This is a genomic window from Advenella mimigardefordensis DPN7 (assembly GCF_000521505.1).
In the GTDB taxonomy this organism is placed as follows: domain Bacteria; phylum Pseudomonadota; class Gammaproteobacteria; order Burkholderiales; family Burkholderiaceae_B; genus Advenella; species Advenella mimigardefordensis.
Genome location: NZ_CP003915.1, coordinates 1,501,929 through 1,517,344, shown reverse-complemented (window position 1 = coordinate 1,517,344; position 15,416 = coordinate 1,501,929). Strand labels below are relative to the sequence as shown.

Below are 15,416 nucleotides of genomic sequence, written 5' to 3'. Positions count from 1 at the left end.
TATTTCGTTGTTAACGACCCACGGACGACTCAGAAACGATCGGCGTAGTGACCGCCGCGCACGCGACCGATCATCAGGCAATCAGCTCACCCGACACCGCGCCGCCGGACAACCGCCTGCAGCCAAAGGAGGCAACTTGCCGCCGGAGAACAGGCAACGGCGTTATCATATCGAAACTGCAAATCATGCATAGCAATGAACATAACAATATTATTGAACCTTAAGGATTTAAACCATGAGCCACGACCTTAATAAACTTGCGCTGGATTACCACGCCTATCCTACGCCAGGCAAGATTTCCGTTACGCCAACCAAACCGCTGGCTAACCAGGACGACCTGTCGCTGGCCTATTCTCCCGGCGTGGCAGCGGCATGCATGGCGATTTTTGCCGATGGCGATATGGCCGCCTCACAATACACCTCGCGCTCTAATCTGGTTGGCGTGATTACCAATGGTACTGCCGTGCTGGGCCTGGGCAATATCGGCCCGCTGGCCTCCAAACCGGTGATGGAAGGTAAAGGATGCCTGTTCAAGAAATTTGCCGGAGTGGATGTATTTGATATCGAGCTGGCAGAAAATGACCCTGATAAGCTCGTGGATATTATCGCCGCGCTGGAACCGACGCTGGGCGGCGTCAACCTGGAAGACATCAAGGCGCCCGAATGCTTCTATATTGAGAAAAAACTGCGCGAACGCATGAAAATCCCGGTTTTCCATGACGACCAGCATGGAACGGCCATCATCTCTTCGGCCGCCATCCTCAATGGCCTGAAAATCGTCGGCAAGGACATCGGTAAAATCAAGCTGGTCTGCTCCGGTGCCGGTGCTGCCGCGATTGCCTGCCTGGACTTGCTGGTTAATCTCGGCGTCTCGCGCGAGAACATTTATGTTGTGGACTCCCGCGGCGTGATCTGGGAAGGTCGCGACGAAAACATGGAGCCGAACAAGGCACGTTACGCACAAAAAACAGAAGACCGGACGCTGGCTGATGTAATGCGCGACACCGACGTATTCCTGGGTTGTTCGGCCAAGGATGTGCTGAAACAGGACATGGTGGCCACCATGGCACCGTCTCCCCTGATTCTGGCCCTGGCCAACCCTGATCCCGAGATTCGCCCTGAAGTTGCCAAAGCGGTACGCCCGGACTGCATCATCGCAACCGGCCGCTCCGACTATCCTAACCAGGTTAATAACGTTCTGTGCTTCCCCTTCATTTTCCGCGGCGCGCTGGACGTGGGCGCGACTCGCATTACCGAAGAAATGAAAATGGCTTGCGTGAGGGCCATTGCCGAACTGGCGCAGGCCGAGCCAAGCGATGAAGTTGCCCTGGCCTACGAAGGCGCCGATCTGAGCTTCGGTCCTGAATATATTATTCCCAAACCCTTCGACCCCCGGCTTATCGTGCAGATCTCTCCGGCCATCGCCCAGGCAGCCATGGATTCCGGTGTCGCTACGCGCCCCATCGAAGATATGGATGCCTATCGCCAGCAACTGCTGGGCTTCGTCTACCGCTCCGGCCCATTGATGCGCCCCCTGTTCAAACAGGCCCGCATCACGCCGCCGAAACGCGTGGTCTATGCCGACGGGGAAGACGAGCGCGTATTGCGTGCGGCGCAAACCGTGATCGACGAGCAACTGGCCTATCCGATCCTGATCGGACGTCCTGCCGTGATCGAGATGCGCATCAAGAAACTGGGACTGCGTCTGGCTGCCGGCACCAACATGGAAGTGGTCAATCCGGAAGACGACGAGCGCTTCACCGAAACCTGGACCGCATACTATAAACTCAAAGGTCGTGACGGAATCACACCCAATGTGGCCAAAGCCATGGTGCGCAAGCACAATACACTGATCGGTGTATTGCTGATCGACCGCGGCGATGCAGATGCAATGATCTGCGGCGTGGGCAGCCGTTTTGACAACCAGCTCAAGTATGTGTCAGAAGTGATCGGCCTGAAGGAAGGCGTGACCACCTATGCCGCCATGAACGTACTGATCCTGCCGGACCAGACCCTGTTCATTTGTGATACGCATGTGAACGAAGACCCGACTGACGAACAGATTGCCGACATCACCATTCAGGCAGCCAATGAAATGATCCGCTTTGGCATTCAGCCGAAAATTGCCCTGCTGTCGCACTCCAATTTCGGCAGCCGTCCATCAGACTCTTCTCGCAAGATGGCTTCAGCCCGTCGCCTGATCGCGCAGCGTCGCCCCGACCTGGAAGTGGATGGCGAAATGCATGCGGATGCGGCCTTATCCGAACGCATCCGCCTGGAAGCCTACCCCGACTCTTCCCTGGCCGGTCGCGCCAATCTGTTGATCATGCCCAATCTGGATACCGGCAATATCACCTACAATATGCTGAAAATGACCGGCAGCCACGGCATTGCCATGGGGCCGATTCTGCTGGGCGCTGCCAAGCCCGTGCACATTCTGACCACCAGCACAACCACCCGCCGCATTGTCAACATGACTGCGCTGGCGGTCGTTGATACCCTTGAGGAGTCTAAATAATGCGTTCGGATGATTTGTCAAAACTCGTGCTGCGTCTGACGCTTGGCATTCTCCTGCTCATGCATGGCATCTTCAAGGTCCAGAATGGCATCGGCGGCATCATGGGCATGGTGGCTTCGCATGGCCTGCCCGGGTTCGTGGCCTACGGCGTGTATATCGGTGAAGTGATTGCACCGATACTGCTTATTGTGGGTTTATACACCCGGGTTGCTGCGGTCCTGGTCATTATCAATATGCTGGTCGCCATTGCGCTCGCACACACCGGACAACTGGCCATGCTGACGGGCAATGGCGGCTTGCGGCTGGAAGCGCAGTATTTCTTCCTGTTTACCGCCGTCGCTGTTTTTCTGGGTGGCGCGGGTCGCTTCAGCATGAATAGCCCGTACAACAACTAAAGCAGTCTGTCGTGAATAGCCGAAAGCTCAGGCACCTGTCCACAGATTAATCGACTTTTCCGACAGCATCCATCCACACAGCGGGAACGCGCTCATGCGTTGTTCCCGCCATCAGCAAAACACCCCAAACGTTAAACTCATTGCCAACTTGCGGGCGTTGCTTTCACTTACCTCATAGCAGAAGTTGCGGTACGGATTTGTGTCTTGCAGAGACCAAATACTGCTGATAATATTTAATTAGGCGCCTTATTATAAGGCACCTAATAATCTATAAACCCACATGCAACCAGCACCGCAATTGAAGAAGCAAAGGAAGTTGAGATGGCGAAATCCGACAAGATGGCAAGCGCACCCCAAATTGACGGCGAGCGACTTCGATTGCTCAACAACGGGGCAATTGAAACGGCCAATTTGACAGAATGCTTAGCCGTGGATTTTGCGACGTTGATGCGTGCAACGCTCCCGGAGATTGGAACAAAAGCCATCAATATGCTGAAACAGGAAAGCCAAACAGGCATTCTCAAACGCATGACCGTAACCGGCCAGCTCATATACGAACACGTGGGCCCTGCCACACTTCCTCATTTACTCAATTGTCCATCAGATACCGTTCGCGGATGGGGTTGCTTTCTTATCGGATCGATTGAGACTATGTCAATCGAAGATCGTCTTGATGCCATCGCGCCATTGGCCGACGATCATCACTTTGGTGTGCGCGAATGGGCATGGATGGCAGTAAGAAGGCATATCGCTGCAGACCTGCAACCCAGTATCGATTATCTAGCTGAATGGGCAGACAATCCTTCCGAAAGAATAAGACGCTTTTCCTCTGAATCAATCCGGCCACGTGGTGTCTGGTGTACGCATATTGCAGCACTTAAACAAGAGCCGAATCTGGCGTTACCTATTCTCGAACCGCTGCACGCCGATCCAGCACACTATGTACAGGACTCCGTTGGTAATTGGCTAAACGATGCAGCAAAAGATCAGCCCAACTGGGTTCGCAGCCTGTGCCAGCGGTGGCTGGAAGAAGCGCCTGATAACCAGAGCACCACGCGAATTGTGAGAAGAGCATTGCGCTCGTTGAAATAGAAACAGTCCCGCAATACAGACCCACCAGAAGATCACTAAAACATGAAATTAGCGCAAAAATACCAGGCACTTCTACAAGATGCAGAACGCCGGCACATTCCGAATGTCGACAGCATGCGTGTTTGCTTTCAGACATTATCATTGGCCACTGCAATAGATAGAGAGTGTGCTGATCAGCTCGCACCCCATGGGCTTTCCGAAGGAAGATTTGTCCTGCTATTTCTGCTTGACGCGGCAAAAAACGGGCTGGCACCAAATGTATTAGCTCAGCAGGCGGGCGTAAAAAGAGCGACGATCACCGGCTTACTCGACGGCCTGGAGCGAGAAGGACTGATCGAGCGCCAACTGGATAGTCATGACCGCCGCGGCGTCCTTATAGTGCTGACAAGCAAGGGCAAGCAGCTCGCAAAAACAGTTGTGAATCAACATAGTCACTGGATCGCCGGGATATTTGGAACGCTTTCCACGACGGAACAGAAGCAACTTTCCACTCTCCTTGATCTAGTTGCTCAAGCCCTGCCCCGCTCAAATGAAAGCAAGCCGTAGCATGCGGAATCTTCACTTGCTTGCGGAACTTCAATCTCCTGATTGAAGAAGAAGTCACAACCCGCTATTTTACGCCGGTTCACACAACTCAAAAAAAAACCGCAAATCAAAGATCTGCGGTTTTTTCAACAAGCGTTACGCTAGTATTATTTGCGTGTATCGATCGTGCCTACTTCACGAGCTGAATAGCCGGTGTACAACTGACGTGGGCGACCGATTTTGTAATCAGGATCAGACAACATTTCGTTCCATTGTGCAATCCAGCCTACTGTACGAGCCAATGCGAAAATCGCGGTGAACAGTGATGTCGGAATACCAATGGCGCGCTGTACGATGCCTGAGTAGAAATCGACGTTCGGGTACAGTTTGCGCTCGACGAAGTAAGGATCTTCCAGAGCGATGCGTTCCACTTCCATGGCCAGCTTGAACAATGGATCGTCTTGCAGACCCAGTGATTCGAGCACTTCCTTGCAGGTTTCCTGCATCAGCTTGGCGCGAGGATCGTAGTTTTTGTAAACGCGATGACCAAAACCCATCAGACGCACGCCTGAGTTTTTGTCCTTCACTTTTTCCATGAACTCGCCAACTTTCTCGATACCGCCATTGGCTTGCAGGTCTTCCAGCATTTTCAGGCAAGCTTCGTTGGCGCCACCGTGAGCAGGACCCCACAGGCAAGCAACACCGGCAGCAATCGCAGCAAACGGATCGGTCCCTGAAGAACCGCAAAGGCGCACAGTTGATGTAGACGCATTTTGCTCGTGATCGGCATGCAGAATGAAAATGCGGTCAAGCGCGCGCTCTACCACATCATTCACTTTGTACTCTTCGCAAGGAGTGCCGAACATCATGCGCAGGAAGTTGCCTGTGTATGACAGATTGTTCTGCGGATAGATATAAGGCTGACCCAAAGAGTATTTGTATGCCATGGCCACCAGCGTCGGCATTTTTGCAATCAGACGAATGGCAGAAATGTGGCGGTGCTCTGGGTTGGTAATATCTGTAGAGTCGTGATAGAACGCGGACAGCGCACCAACCAGGCCAGTCAGCACAGCCATCGGGTGGGCGTCACGACGAAAGCCGCGCAGGAAAAAATGCATCTGCTCGTTGACCATTGTGTGATGCGTTACGGTCTGGTCAAACTCTTCCTTCTGCGCTGAATTGGGCAACTCGCCATTCAGAATCAGATAGCAGATATCCAGGAAACTGCAGTTAACTGCCAGTTGCTCGATAGGATAGCCACGGTACAGCAATTCGCCTTTGTCGCCATCAATATAGGTGATTGCAGATTCGCAGGCCGCAGTGGACATGAAGCCGGGATCATAGGTAAACATGTCGGTCTGACTGTACAGCTTGCGAATGTCAATGACATCCGGTCCTACCGTGCCCTTGTAGATAGGCAGCTCAATCTTCGTCGAATCATCTGAAAAGCTCAGAATCGCTTTCTTGTCAGAGAGGTTCATTTAACATCCTTAAGAAAAAACCAGACTTCGGTCCGCCCGCTATTCCTGCCGCATCAATTCGATAAGGCGTTGTATATTAGACGTATCATAGATACCTTCCGGATTGGCACGACCAAGAAGAATATCAAGCAGACTGTTGTCATCAAGTTCAAAAAGCTGAGTGAGCGACGAGACATCCTCGTCAGTCAACTCCTGTTCATAACGATCCAGAAATTTGGTAATGATCAGATCGTTTTCAAGCAGTCCCCGGCGGGCACGCCAGCGAAGACGCGCCCGTTCCAGTTCGGTTAGTGTGGCCATCTTTGATCAGACCGCGCGACGAACCATCAGTTCCTTGATCTTGCCAATTGCCTTGGTCGGATTCAGCCCTTTAGGACATACATCGGCGCAATTCATAATGGTATGGCAACGGAACAGACGGTACGGGTCATTCAGATTGTCAAGACGGGAGTTAGTAGCCTCGTCACGACTGTCTGCAATAAACCGGTAAGCCTGAAGCAATCCGGCAGGGCCGACAAATTTGTCAGGATTCCACCAGAAAGACGGACAGGAAGTCGAGCAGCACGCACACAGAATACATTCATACAAACCATCGAGCTCTTCGCGGGCTTCCGGCGATTGCAGACGCTCTTTTTCCGGCGGCGGCGTGTCGTTGACCAGATACGGGCGAACAGAATGATACTGGTTGAAGAAGTGCGTCATATCAACGATCAGGTCGCGAATAACCGGCAGACCAGGCAGCGGACGCAGAACCACAGGCTCCTTCAGCTCATTCAGATTGGTTGTACATGCCAGACCGTTCTTGCCATTGATGTTCATGGCATCGGAGCCACACACACCCTCGCGGCAGGAACGACGAATGGCAAAACTGTCATCAACGTCATTCTTGATGCGGATAATGGCATCGAGCAGCATCTTGTCGGTGGGTTGCAGTTCCACTTCCAGTTTCTGCATGTAGGGACGCTCGTCCTTATCAGGATCGTAGCGGTAAATCTCGAATTTCATGATACGTTTTGTACTCATAATACCCTGCTTAGAATGTACGTGCTTTTGGAGGGAACGACTCCACACTTAGCGGTTTCATATGTACTGGTTTGTACTCCAGACGACCGTCGGCAGAATGCCACAAGGTGTGCTTGAGCCAGTTCACATCGTCACGCTCAGGATGATCGTTCAACGCATGGGCGCCACGGCTTTCATTGCGGTTTGCCGCAGACTTGATCGTCGCCCGGGCCACTTCCGTCATATTGGCCAGTTCCAGCGCTTCGACACGCGCCGTATTGAATACTTTGGATTTGTCATCAAACTTGACATGCTTGGCCTGCTCAGCCAGCTCGTCGATCTGGCCGACGCCTTCCTTCAGCAGTTCGAGCGTACGGAACACACCGCAGTGACGCTGCATGGAAACACGGATGCTGTTTGCGACATCCTGAACTTTCTCGCCTGATTTGCGCGATTCCAGTTCATTGATACGCGCCAGCGAGAAGTCCAATGATTCCTTAGGCAGATCCTGATGGGCGAGCTGACGTTCCAGATGCGATTCCACAATCCGGTTGCCTGCAGCGCGGCCAAACACCACCAGATCCAGCAGTGAGTTTGTGCCCAGACGGTTTGCACCGTGAACCGATACCGCAGCACATTCACCAATGGCATACAGACCGTTGACGATTTTTTCTTCGCCATTTTCCCAGGTAACCACTTCACCATGATAGTTGGCCGGAATGCCGCCCATCTGATAGTGAATGGTTGGGACCACAGGAATCGGTTCCTTGATCGGATCCACGTTACCGAATTTGATAGCAATTTCGCGAATCGAAGGCAGACGTTTGTTAATGACATCCGCACCCAGGTGATCCAGTTTGAGCACCACATAGCTGCCGTCGGGACCGCAGCCACGGCCTTCCTTGATTTCCTGGTCCATGGAGCGCGAGACGAAATCGCGTGGTGCCAGATCTTTCAGGGTTGGCGCGTAACGTTCCATGAAACGCTCACCATCCTTGTTCAACAGGATGCCGCCTTCGCCGCGCACCCCTTCGGTAATGAGCACGCCGGCACCGGCCACGCCGGTTGGGTGAAACTGCCAGAATTCCATGTCCTGCAAACAGATACCTGCACGGGCAGCCATGCCCAGGCCATCGCCGGTATTGATGAAGGCGTTGGTAGAGGCTTGCCAGATACGGCCGGCGCCACCGGTAGCCAGCACCACAGCCTTGGCTTCCAGAATGTAGACTTCACCGGTTTCCATTTCGAGCGCGGTCACACCCACGACATCGCCGGCATCGTTACGCAGCAGATCCAGCGCCATCCATTCGACGAAGAACTGGGTACGCGCAGCGACGTTGCGCTGATACAGGGTATGCAGCAGCGCGTGACCGGTACGGTCAGCTGCAGCACAGGCACGCTGTACGGGCTTCTCACCGAAATTGGCAGTGTGTCCGCCGAAAGGACGCTGATAAATGGTGCCGTTGGCATTGCGATCGAACGGCATGCCGAAGTGTTCGAGCTCGTAAACAGCATGAGGCGCCTGACGGCACATGAATTCGATGGCGTCCTGGTCGCCCAGCCAGTCTGATCCCTTGACGGTATCGTACATGTGCCAGTACCAGTTATCCTCACTCATGTTACCCAGCGAAGCACCGATACCACCCTGCGCGGCAACGGTATGAGAACGGGTTGGAAAAACCTTGGAAAGGACGGCGACGGATAATCCGGCCTGAGCCAATTGAAGGGAGCAGCGCATACCGGACCCGCCGGCACCTACAACCACTACATCAAACTGGCGGCGCGGTAATGATGAATTGATAGCGACCACGGCTTATAAACTCCAGACAATTTTTGCGAAATACAGGACGGCGGCAATCAGCCACAGGATAGTGAGTACCTGTAACGTCAGTCGGACACCTACGGGTTTGACGTAATCCATCCAGATATCGCGCACGCCGATCCACGCATGCCAGGCAAGCGAGAAAAATGCCAGCGTTGCGGCGATCTGCCCCACGGGCAAGCCCCAACAGGAGAACGTAAAGAAACCCTTCCAGGATTCGTAGTTAATGGGCGTAAACAGCGCTGCAATCAGAAAAATGACTGAATACACAGCCAGAATCACGGCTGTAATACGCTGTACGATGAAATCCTTAATACCATAGCCGGCACCCACAACCAGCCGTTTTGTACCTACCAGTTCCTTGGCCATCAGATCGCTCCAAACATTTTAACGGCGAACACCAGGGTCAGCGCCAGGCTGACTCCCAACACCACGGCGGCGCTTTTCTGTGCCGAGACCTTGTCGATACCGATATGCAGATCAAGAACCAGATAGCGGATACCGGCACACAGGTGATGCATGAAACCCCACAGCAGAACCAGCAGGATCAGCTTGAGAATGAAGCCACCCGCCCCACTGCCCAATGATGCGAAGCTTTCCGGCGAAGCCACGCTGGCTGCAAAAAGCGGAATCAATATAATGGGAAGACTGAGAAAAAGCAGAGCGCCACTGATTCGATGCAAAATAGACACTTTGCCGGCGGCCGGCAGGTGGTATTTTGTGATCTGGGCAACATCGATATTACGATATTGCGGGCGCTGTTTTGACGGGGTGTCTGACATAACGGCCTCTAGGAAACAAACGACAACAAAATAAAAAATAAAAACGCACGTTCGAAAGCGAAGAGTCGCTGGCCGACCCCCGCTCTTTCTGACTTTCTGATCGAATTAGTTTAAACCATTTCGATAATGATAATGTTCTGTTACATATAAACCGCGCCGAATCTCCATGGGCCTGTCCCCATAGGTAAACGACACGCGATTAACCTGCAGCAGCGGCGTACCCGGTTCAACTTTCAGCAGTTCGGCAGTCGTGGGATCACAGGATACGGCCTTGAGTTTTTCATCGGCACGAACCATATTCACACCGAATTCAGTTTCAAAAAAACCGTAAAGCGGGCCGTTCAGAGCCTGGAGCTTTTCAATACTCAAGCCTTTGAACGCATCTCCCGGCAGCCAGATTTCGTCCAGTACCGTCGGTACCGTACCAAAAGACATGATACGCCGGATATAAATCACCGAATCGCTGCCGCGCAGCATAAGCACACGAGCCACATCCTGCGGTGCACGCTGGCGATCACACTGCAAATAGACGCTTTGGGCGCGCGCCGCACTTTCTTCGCTATCGGATTTTAACCTTAAAAAACGATAGCGAACCTGTGCTTCATGGTGCGTAGCAACAAATGTTCCCTTGCCCTGACGACGGATCAGCAAATTCTCTGCCGCCAGCTCGTCTATCGCCTTACGCACGGTACCCTGACTCACCTGAAAGCGCGCTGCCAGATCGAGCTCGCTGGGAATGTTTTCACCAGGCTTCCATTCGCCTTCGTGCAGACTATGAACCAGCAGGTCCTTGATCTGTTTATATAGAGGGCTGAATGCCGCAGCAGGCGATTTCAACGAAGGGGTTGGGATTTCAGACATGTTCGGCGAACAAATTAAAACCTGCTTATTATCTCATATTGCAAGCAGAATTGTCTATTCTTATATAAGATATAAGTTATAAGACAATTTGACGATACCGCAGATTTCTACTAAGCTTTAGCGTTAAAATCTCTTCAAATACCTTCGTTTTTTTCCCCTAATTTATTGGAGATCTCTATGTCCAAACCCGCCGTACGCGTCGCCGTCACGGGCGCCGCCGGTCAGATCGGCTACGCTCTGCTTTTCCGCATTGCATCAGGCGAAATGCTCGGTAAAGACCAGCCTGTTATTTTGCAACTGCTGGAAATCCCCGATGAAAAAGCGCAAAAGGCCCTCAAAGGGGTCATCATGGAACTGGATGACTGCGCTTTCCCATTGCTGCAGGAAATTACCGCTCACAGCGATCCGAAAACAGCCTTCAAAGATGCTGATATTGCTCTGCTGGTAGGTGCCCGTCCGCGTGGCCCCGGCATGGAGCGCAAAGATCTGCTTAAAGTGAATGCGCAGATTTTCACAGCACAGGGCAAGGCACTGAATGAAGTCGCCAGCCGCAACGTAAAAGTGCTGGTTGTTGGCAACCCTGCCAATACCAACGCCTATATCGCTATGAAATCCGCACCGGATCTGCCTGCTAAAAACTTCACCGCCATGCTGCGCCTGGATCATAACCGTGCGCTTACCCAGCTGGCACAAAAATCCGGCAAAGCTGTTAAAGATATCGAGAAACTGGTCGTGTGGGGCAACCACTCACCCACCATGTACCCGGACATCCGCTTTGCCACCGTTGGTGGAGAAGGTCTGGAACAGCTTATCAATGACGACGCATGGAACAAAGACACCTTTATTCCTACCGTAGGCAAACGCGGCGCCGCCATCATTGACGCACGTGGCCTTTCCTCAGCCGCTTCAGCAGCCAATGCAGCGATTGATCACGTCCGTGATTGGGTTCTGGGCAGCAATGGCAAATGGGTCACCATGGGTGTTCCTTCTGACGGCTCTTATGGCATTCCCGAAGGCATCATCTACGGCGTGCCTGTCACAACAGAAAACGGTGAATACACGGTTGTAAAAGACCTGGAAATCAACGAGTTTTCCCGTGAACGCATGGACTTTACCCTGAACGAGTTGCTCGAAGAGCGCGACGGCGTTGCCGATCTGCTGGGTTAATCCACTGAAAAAAATAGCCACGACGTCGTGGCTATTTTTTTGCCCTATTACCCGTTACCCATTACCTGCTACCTATTACACAACTTGTAGCCTGCTACAGGCAGTCACGAACCAACGGGTCAGGCGCGACTGCTCTGCGCAGCAGAACCCGGCAGCAACGACGTGGGTGTGGTACTGTATCCACTGTCGGCTTTTCGTGCCGTGATTTTCGTACTACATAGAAGACGACAAAGAACGTCTATACCGCCATCCTTCGCGATGGTCTGCTGAGTCATATAATCGACCAGATGCAACCCCGCGATAAGCCGCATGATCGCACTGGTTAACACGATTTCGAACAGAAGCTTGACGCCCTGTTCATCAGCAAAAATAACATTTCACAATCGTCAGGAGATTATTCATTATGTCTACAAAATCAACCAAGGCAGCAAAAGCCAGCAAGTCCGCGAGCACACCAGTCCCTGCCGCAACACTGGCCGGCGGGGACAATCCCGCCGGATTCAAACCGAAAAAATCCGTTGCCCTGTCCGGCGTGGTTGCAGGCAACACGGCTATCTGCACCGTGGGACGCAGCGGCAACGACCTGAACTACCGTGGCTATGACATTCTCGATCTGGCCGACTCCAGTGAATTTGAAGAAATCGCCCATCTGCTTATCCATGGCAAACTGCCAACGCAAGCGGAACTGACGGCCTACAAACAGAAGCTGAAACGTTATCGCGGCCTGCCAGCCAATCTGCAAACCGTGCTGGAATCGCTGCCTGCCCATAGCCACCCGATGGATGTCATGCGAACCGCCGTGTCGGTACTGGGCTGCACCCTGCCCGAAAAAGACGATCACAATATCGCTGACGCCCGTGATATCGCCGATCGACTGATGGCCAGCCTGGGCTCGGCCCTGCTCTACTGGTATCACTTCAGCCACAATGGCCGCATCATTGACGTCCAAACCGATGATGACAGCATTGGCGGCCATTTCCTGCATTTGCTGCACGGCGAAAAACCATCAAAAGAATGGGTTCGCGCCATGCACACCTCACTTATTCTGTACGCAGAACATGAATTCAATGCCTCCACCTTTACCGGCCGCGTAGTTGCCGGCACAGGCTCAGACATGTTCTCTGCCATCACAGGTGCGATTGGCGCCCTGCGCGGCCCGAAACATGGCGGCGCGAACGAAGTGGCTTTCGAAGTCCAAAAGCGCTACGACACCCCCGATGAAGCCGAGGCAGATATCCGCAAGCGCGTGGAAAACAAGGAAGTCATTATCGGCTTCGGTCATCCGGTTTACACCATTTCTGATCCTCGGAATGTCGTGATCAAACGAGTCGCGAAAAAAACTGTCCCAGGACGCCGGCACAACCAAAATGTTCGATATCGCCGAAAGACTGGAGACCGTGATGATGGACATCAAAAAGATGTTTCCGAACCTGGACTGGTTTTCTGCCGTGTCATATCACATGATGGGCGTTCCCACTTCCATGTTTACGCCACTGTTCGTCATCGCCCGTACCGCGGGCTGGTCTGCCCATATCATTGAACAGCGTATCGACAACAAGATCATCCGCCCGACCGCCAATTACACCGGCCCGGACGATCAGAAATTCGTGCCGCTGTCCAAACGCAAATAAAGGCAGCGCGGACGTTAAAACCTTGTTGTTTTGAACCTTGTTGTTTTGTTATGGGGGAGCGCTATGTCCGGCCCTGTTTCTGCTGTTCGCCCTGATCCCGATCAGGTCCTTGTCGATATTGTCGACTACGTTCTCTACAAGGAACTCAGTAGCGACCTGGCGTATGAAACGGCACGCAACTGCCTGATCGATACGCTGGGCTGCGGGCTGGAGGCGCTTGAGTACCCGGCATGCCGCAAGCTGCTGGGCCCCATCGTACCGGGCACCATGGTGCCCAATGGCGCCAAAGTGCCGGGCACGCAGTTTCAGCTCGATCCGGTACAGGCGGCATTCAATATCGGCGCCATGATTCGCTGGCTCGATTTCAATGACACCTGGCTTGCCGCAGAATGGGGTCACCCCTCGGACAACCTGGGCGGCATTCTGGCCACGGCCGACTGGCTGTCACGCAATGCGGTAGCAGCAGGCAAGGCTGCGCTGACCATGCGCGAGGTGCTAACGGGCATGATCAAGGCGCATGAGATTCAGGGCTGCATTGCCCTTGAGAACTCGTTTAACAAAGTCGGGCTGGATCATGTGGTGCTGGTCAAAGTGGCCTCTACCGCCGTGGTCGCGCAAATGCTGGGACTGAGTCGTGACGAAATTATTAACGCCGTGTCGCTGGCGTGGGTGGATGGTCAAAGCCTGCGCACCTATCGCCACGCCCCCAACGCCGGCAGCCGCAAATCCTGGGCGGCCGGCGATGCCACCAGTCGCGCCGTACGCCTGGCCCTGATGGCCAAAACAGGTGAGATGGGATACCCATCGGTGCTGACCGCAAGAACCTGGGGCTTTTATGATGTGCTTTTCAAGGGACAGCCGTTTATCTTTCAGCGCCCCTATGGCAGTTACGTCATGGAAAACGTACTGTTCAAGATCTCGTACCCGGCCGAATTCCATGCACAGACCGCCGTTGAATGCGCCATGCAAATTCACGATCAACTGAAAGCGGCAGGCAAGTCTGCCGACGATATCAGGCAAATCACCATCCGTACCCACGAAGCGTGCATCCGTATCATCGATAAAAAAGGACCACTCAATAACCCGGCAGACCGCGATCACTGCATTCAGTACATGGTTGCCGTGCCCCTGCTGCTAGGTCGCCTCACGGCGGGCGACTACGAAAACACGATTGCCGCCGATCCACGCATTGATGCCTTGCGAGAGAAAATCAATTGTGTTGAAGATCCGGCGTTTACCCGCGATTATCATGACCCTGAAAAACGTTCGATTGCCAATGCGCTCACGGTGCAATTGAACGATGGCAGCACACTGGATGAAGTGATCTGCGAATATCCGATAGGTCACAAGCGCCGCCGCAAGGAAGGCATTCCACTGCTGGAGGCCAAGTTTCGCGTCAACCTGGCGCGCGCATTTCCGGGCAAACAACAGGAGAACATTCTGGCCGTTTCACTGGACCAGAAAACGCTCGAAGCCATGCCGGTCCACGAGTATATGGATTTGTATGTCATTTAAGGCAGTGCAGGCACCGGAGCGATAAAACACAAGGGTGCGCCTGCCCGGTGCTTCGGCGCGCCGAGACCAGAGCCGCGATTGCGCAGCATTCTGAAAAGACCCTGCCCTGGCAGGAAATATCGCCACAGCGGGCTTCGCATACCCTGCTTACCGGAAAATTCGCTTACTATTGTCAGATTCGCCCATCACTTTTGTTATCCCATCCTGCTGCCATGTTTCATCCTTATATCGCGACCGCACTGCCATTTATCCTGAGCCTGCTGGTCGCCTGTTTTGTGATTGCCACTGTCTCTATTTTGTATCTGGCATTCGTCTCGCTCAAAGAAACCAATGCCACGCTTAAACATCCCTATCTGACGCAACAACCGTTTAACCGCTATCCGCTGGGGATTCGCGGCGCGATTTTGCTGGATTATTTTTTGCGTCTGTTCCTGCCCAACAGCACCGTATGGCTGGCCGGCCATGCCAATATCCTGCTGGCACATGTTAACCCCAAAACGGTTCCGCTACGCATCCGCTGGCCATTACTCGGCCTGTGGGGCGCATGCCTGCTGGGTATCGTGCTGATGATTATTTTCTGGAGCATGATGCTGCTGGGCCGCCAGTAACCGCCCGCTACGGCGTC

At 53.4% G+C, this 15,416-nt stretch carries 14 protein-coding genes and 1 pseudogene; 8 read left to right on the top strand and 7 right to left on the bottom strand.

Features of this window, described 5'->3' with window-relative positions; translation table 11 throughout:
* Positions 1-235 precede the first annotated feature (235 nt).
* The 4 genes from MIM_RS07060 to MIM_RS07045 all read left to right on the top strand — a co-directional run bounded on the left by MIM_RS07060 (position 236) and on the right by MIM_RS07045 (position 4,551).
* Entirely contained in the window at positions 236-2,518 is a 2,283-nt protein-coding gene (locus tag MIM_RS07060; RefSeq protein ID WP_025372055.1) for an NADP-dependent malic enzyme, read from the top strand.
* Entirely contained in the window at positions 2,515-2,913 is a 399-nt protein-coding gene (locus MIM_RS07055; RefSeq protein ID WP_025372054.1) for a DoxX family protein, read from the top strand. Before MIM_RS07060 ends, MIM_RS07055 begins: the two co-directional genes overlap by 4 nt.
* Before the next feature lie 321 nt (positions 2,914-3,234).
* Positions 3,235-4,005: a DNA alkylation repair protein gene (locus MIM_RS07050; RefSeq protein WP_222836925.1), complete on the top strand. Its 771-nt coding sequence runs from the start codon at positions 3,235-3,237 to the stop codon at positions 4,003-4,005.
* 42 nt (positions 4,006-4,047) lie between these two features.
* The gene (locus tag MIM_RS07045; protein WP_025372052.1) at positions 4,048-4,551 is read left to right on the top strand and encodes a MarR family winged helix-turn-helix transcriptional regulator; all 504 of its coding nucleotides are present in this window, start codon (positions 4,048-4,050) and stop codon (positions 4,549-4,551) included.
* A 146-nt stretch (positions 4,552-4,697) separates the two neighbouring features.
* Here MIM_RS07045 and MIM_RS07040 read toward each other — a convergent pair whose 3' ends face one another.
* The 7 genes from MIM_RS07040 to MIM_RS07010 form a co-directional block, all read right to left on the bottom strand.
* Positions 4,698-6,011, bottom strand: coding sequence for a citrate synthase (locus tag MIM_RS07040; RefSeq protein WP_025372051.1), 1,314 nt, complete (start codon positions 6,009-6,011; stop codon positions 4,698-4,700).
* A 39-nt stretch (positions 6,012-6,050) separates the two neighbouring features.
* A complete protein-coding gene (locus tag MIM_RS07035) occupies positions 6,051-6,311 on the bottom strand; it encodes an FAD assembly factor SdhE (RefSeq protein WP_025372050.1) in 261 nt (86 codons plus the stop codon).
* A 6-nt stretch (positions 6,312-6,317) separates the two neighbouring features.
* Positions 6,318-7,034: a succinate dehydrogenase iron-sulfur subunit gene (locus tag MIM_RS07030; RefSeq protein WP_025372049.1), complete on the bottom strand. Its 717-nt coding sequence runs from the start codon at positions 7,032-7,034 to the stop codon at positions 6,318-6,320.
* A gap of 10 nt (positions 7,035-7,044) precedes the next feature.
* On the bottom strand, positions 7,045-8,823 hold the full coding sequence (sdhA, locus tag MIM_RS07025) for a succinate dehydrogenase flavoprotein subunit (RefSeq protein WP_025372048.1): 1,779 nt from the start codon (positions 8,821-8,823) through the stop codon (positions 7,045-7,047).
* 3 nt (positions 8,824-8,826) lie between these two features.
* Positions 8,827-9,204, bottom strand: coding sequence for a succinate dehydrogenase, hydrophobic membrane anchor protein (sdhD, locus tag MIM_RS07020; protein ID WP_042070070.1), 378 nt, complete (start codon positions 9,202-9,204; stop codon positions 8,827-8,829).
* Complete coding sequence (sdhC, locus tag MIM_RS07015) at positions 9,204-9,617, bottom strand: succinate dehydrogenase, cytochrome b556 subunit (protein WP_025372046.1); 414 nt, start codon at positions 9,615-9,617, stop codon at positions 9,204-9,206. Before sdhC ends, sdhD begins: the two co-directional genes overlap by 1 nt.
* Before the next feature lie 105 nt (positions 9,618-9,722).
* A complete protein-coding gene (locus MIM_RS07010) occupies positions 9,723-10,478 on the bottom strand; it encodes a GntR family transcriptional regulator (RefSeq protein ID WP_025372045.1) in 756 nt (251 codons plus the stop codon).
* Positions 10,479-10,655: 177 nt separating this feature from the next.
* Here MIM_RS07010 and MIM_RS07005 point away from each other — a divergent pair, with 177 nt between their 5' ends.
* From MIM_RS07005 to MIM_RS06990, 4 genes and pseudogenes are all read left to right on the top strand, one after another.
* Positions 10,656-11,645 (top strand): malate dehydrogenase, encoded by a 990-nt coding sequence (locus MIM_RS07005; RefSeq protein ID WP_025372044.1) that lies wholly within the window; start codon positions 10,656-10,658, stop codon positions 11,643-11,645.
* A gap of 403 nt (positions 11,646-12,048) precedes the next feature.
* A pseudogene (gene prpC, locus MIM_RS07000) lies at positions 12,049-13,276 on the top strand (bifunctional 2-methylcitrate synthase/citrate synthase).
* Positions 13,277-13,339: 63 nt separating this feature from the next.
* Positions 13,340-14,791 (top strand): bifunctional 2-methylcitrate dehydratase/aconitate hydratase, encoded by a 1,452-nt coding sequence (locus MIM_RS06995; protein ID WP_025372043.1) that lies wholly within the window; start codon positions 13,340-13,342, stop codon positions 14,789-14,791.
* A 47-nt stretch (positions 14,792-14,838) separates the two neighbouring features.
* Positions 14,839-15,399, top strand: coding sequence for a hypothetical protein (locus MIM_RS06990; protein WP_245592831.1), 561 nt, complete (start codon positions 14,839-14,841; stop codon positions 15,397-15,399).
* The last annotated feature ends 17 nt before the right edge of the window (positions 15,400-15,416 follow it).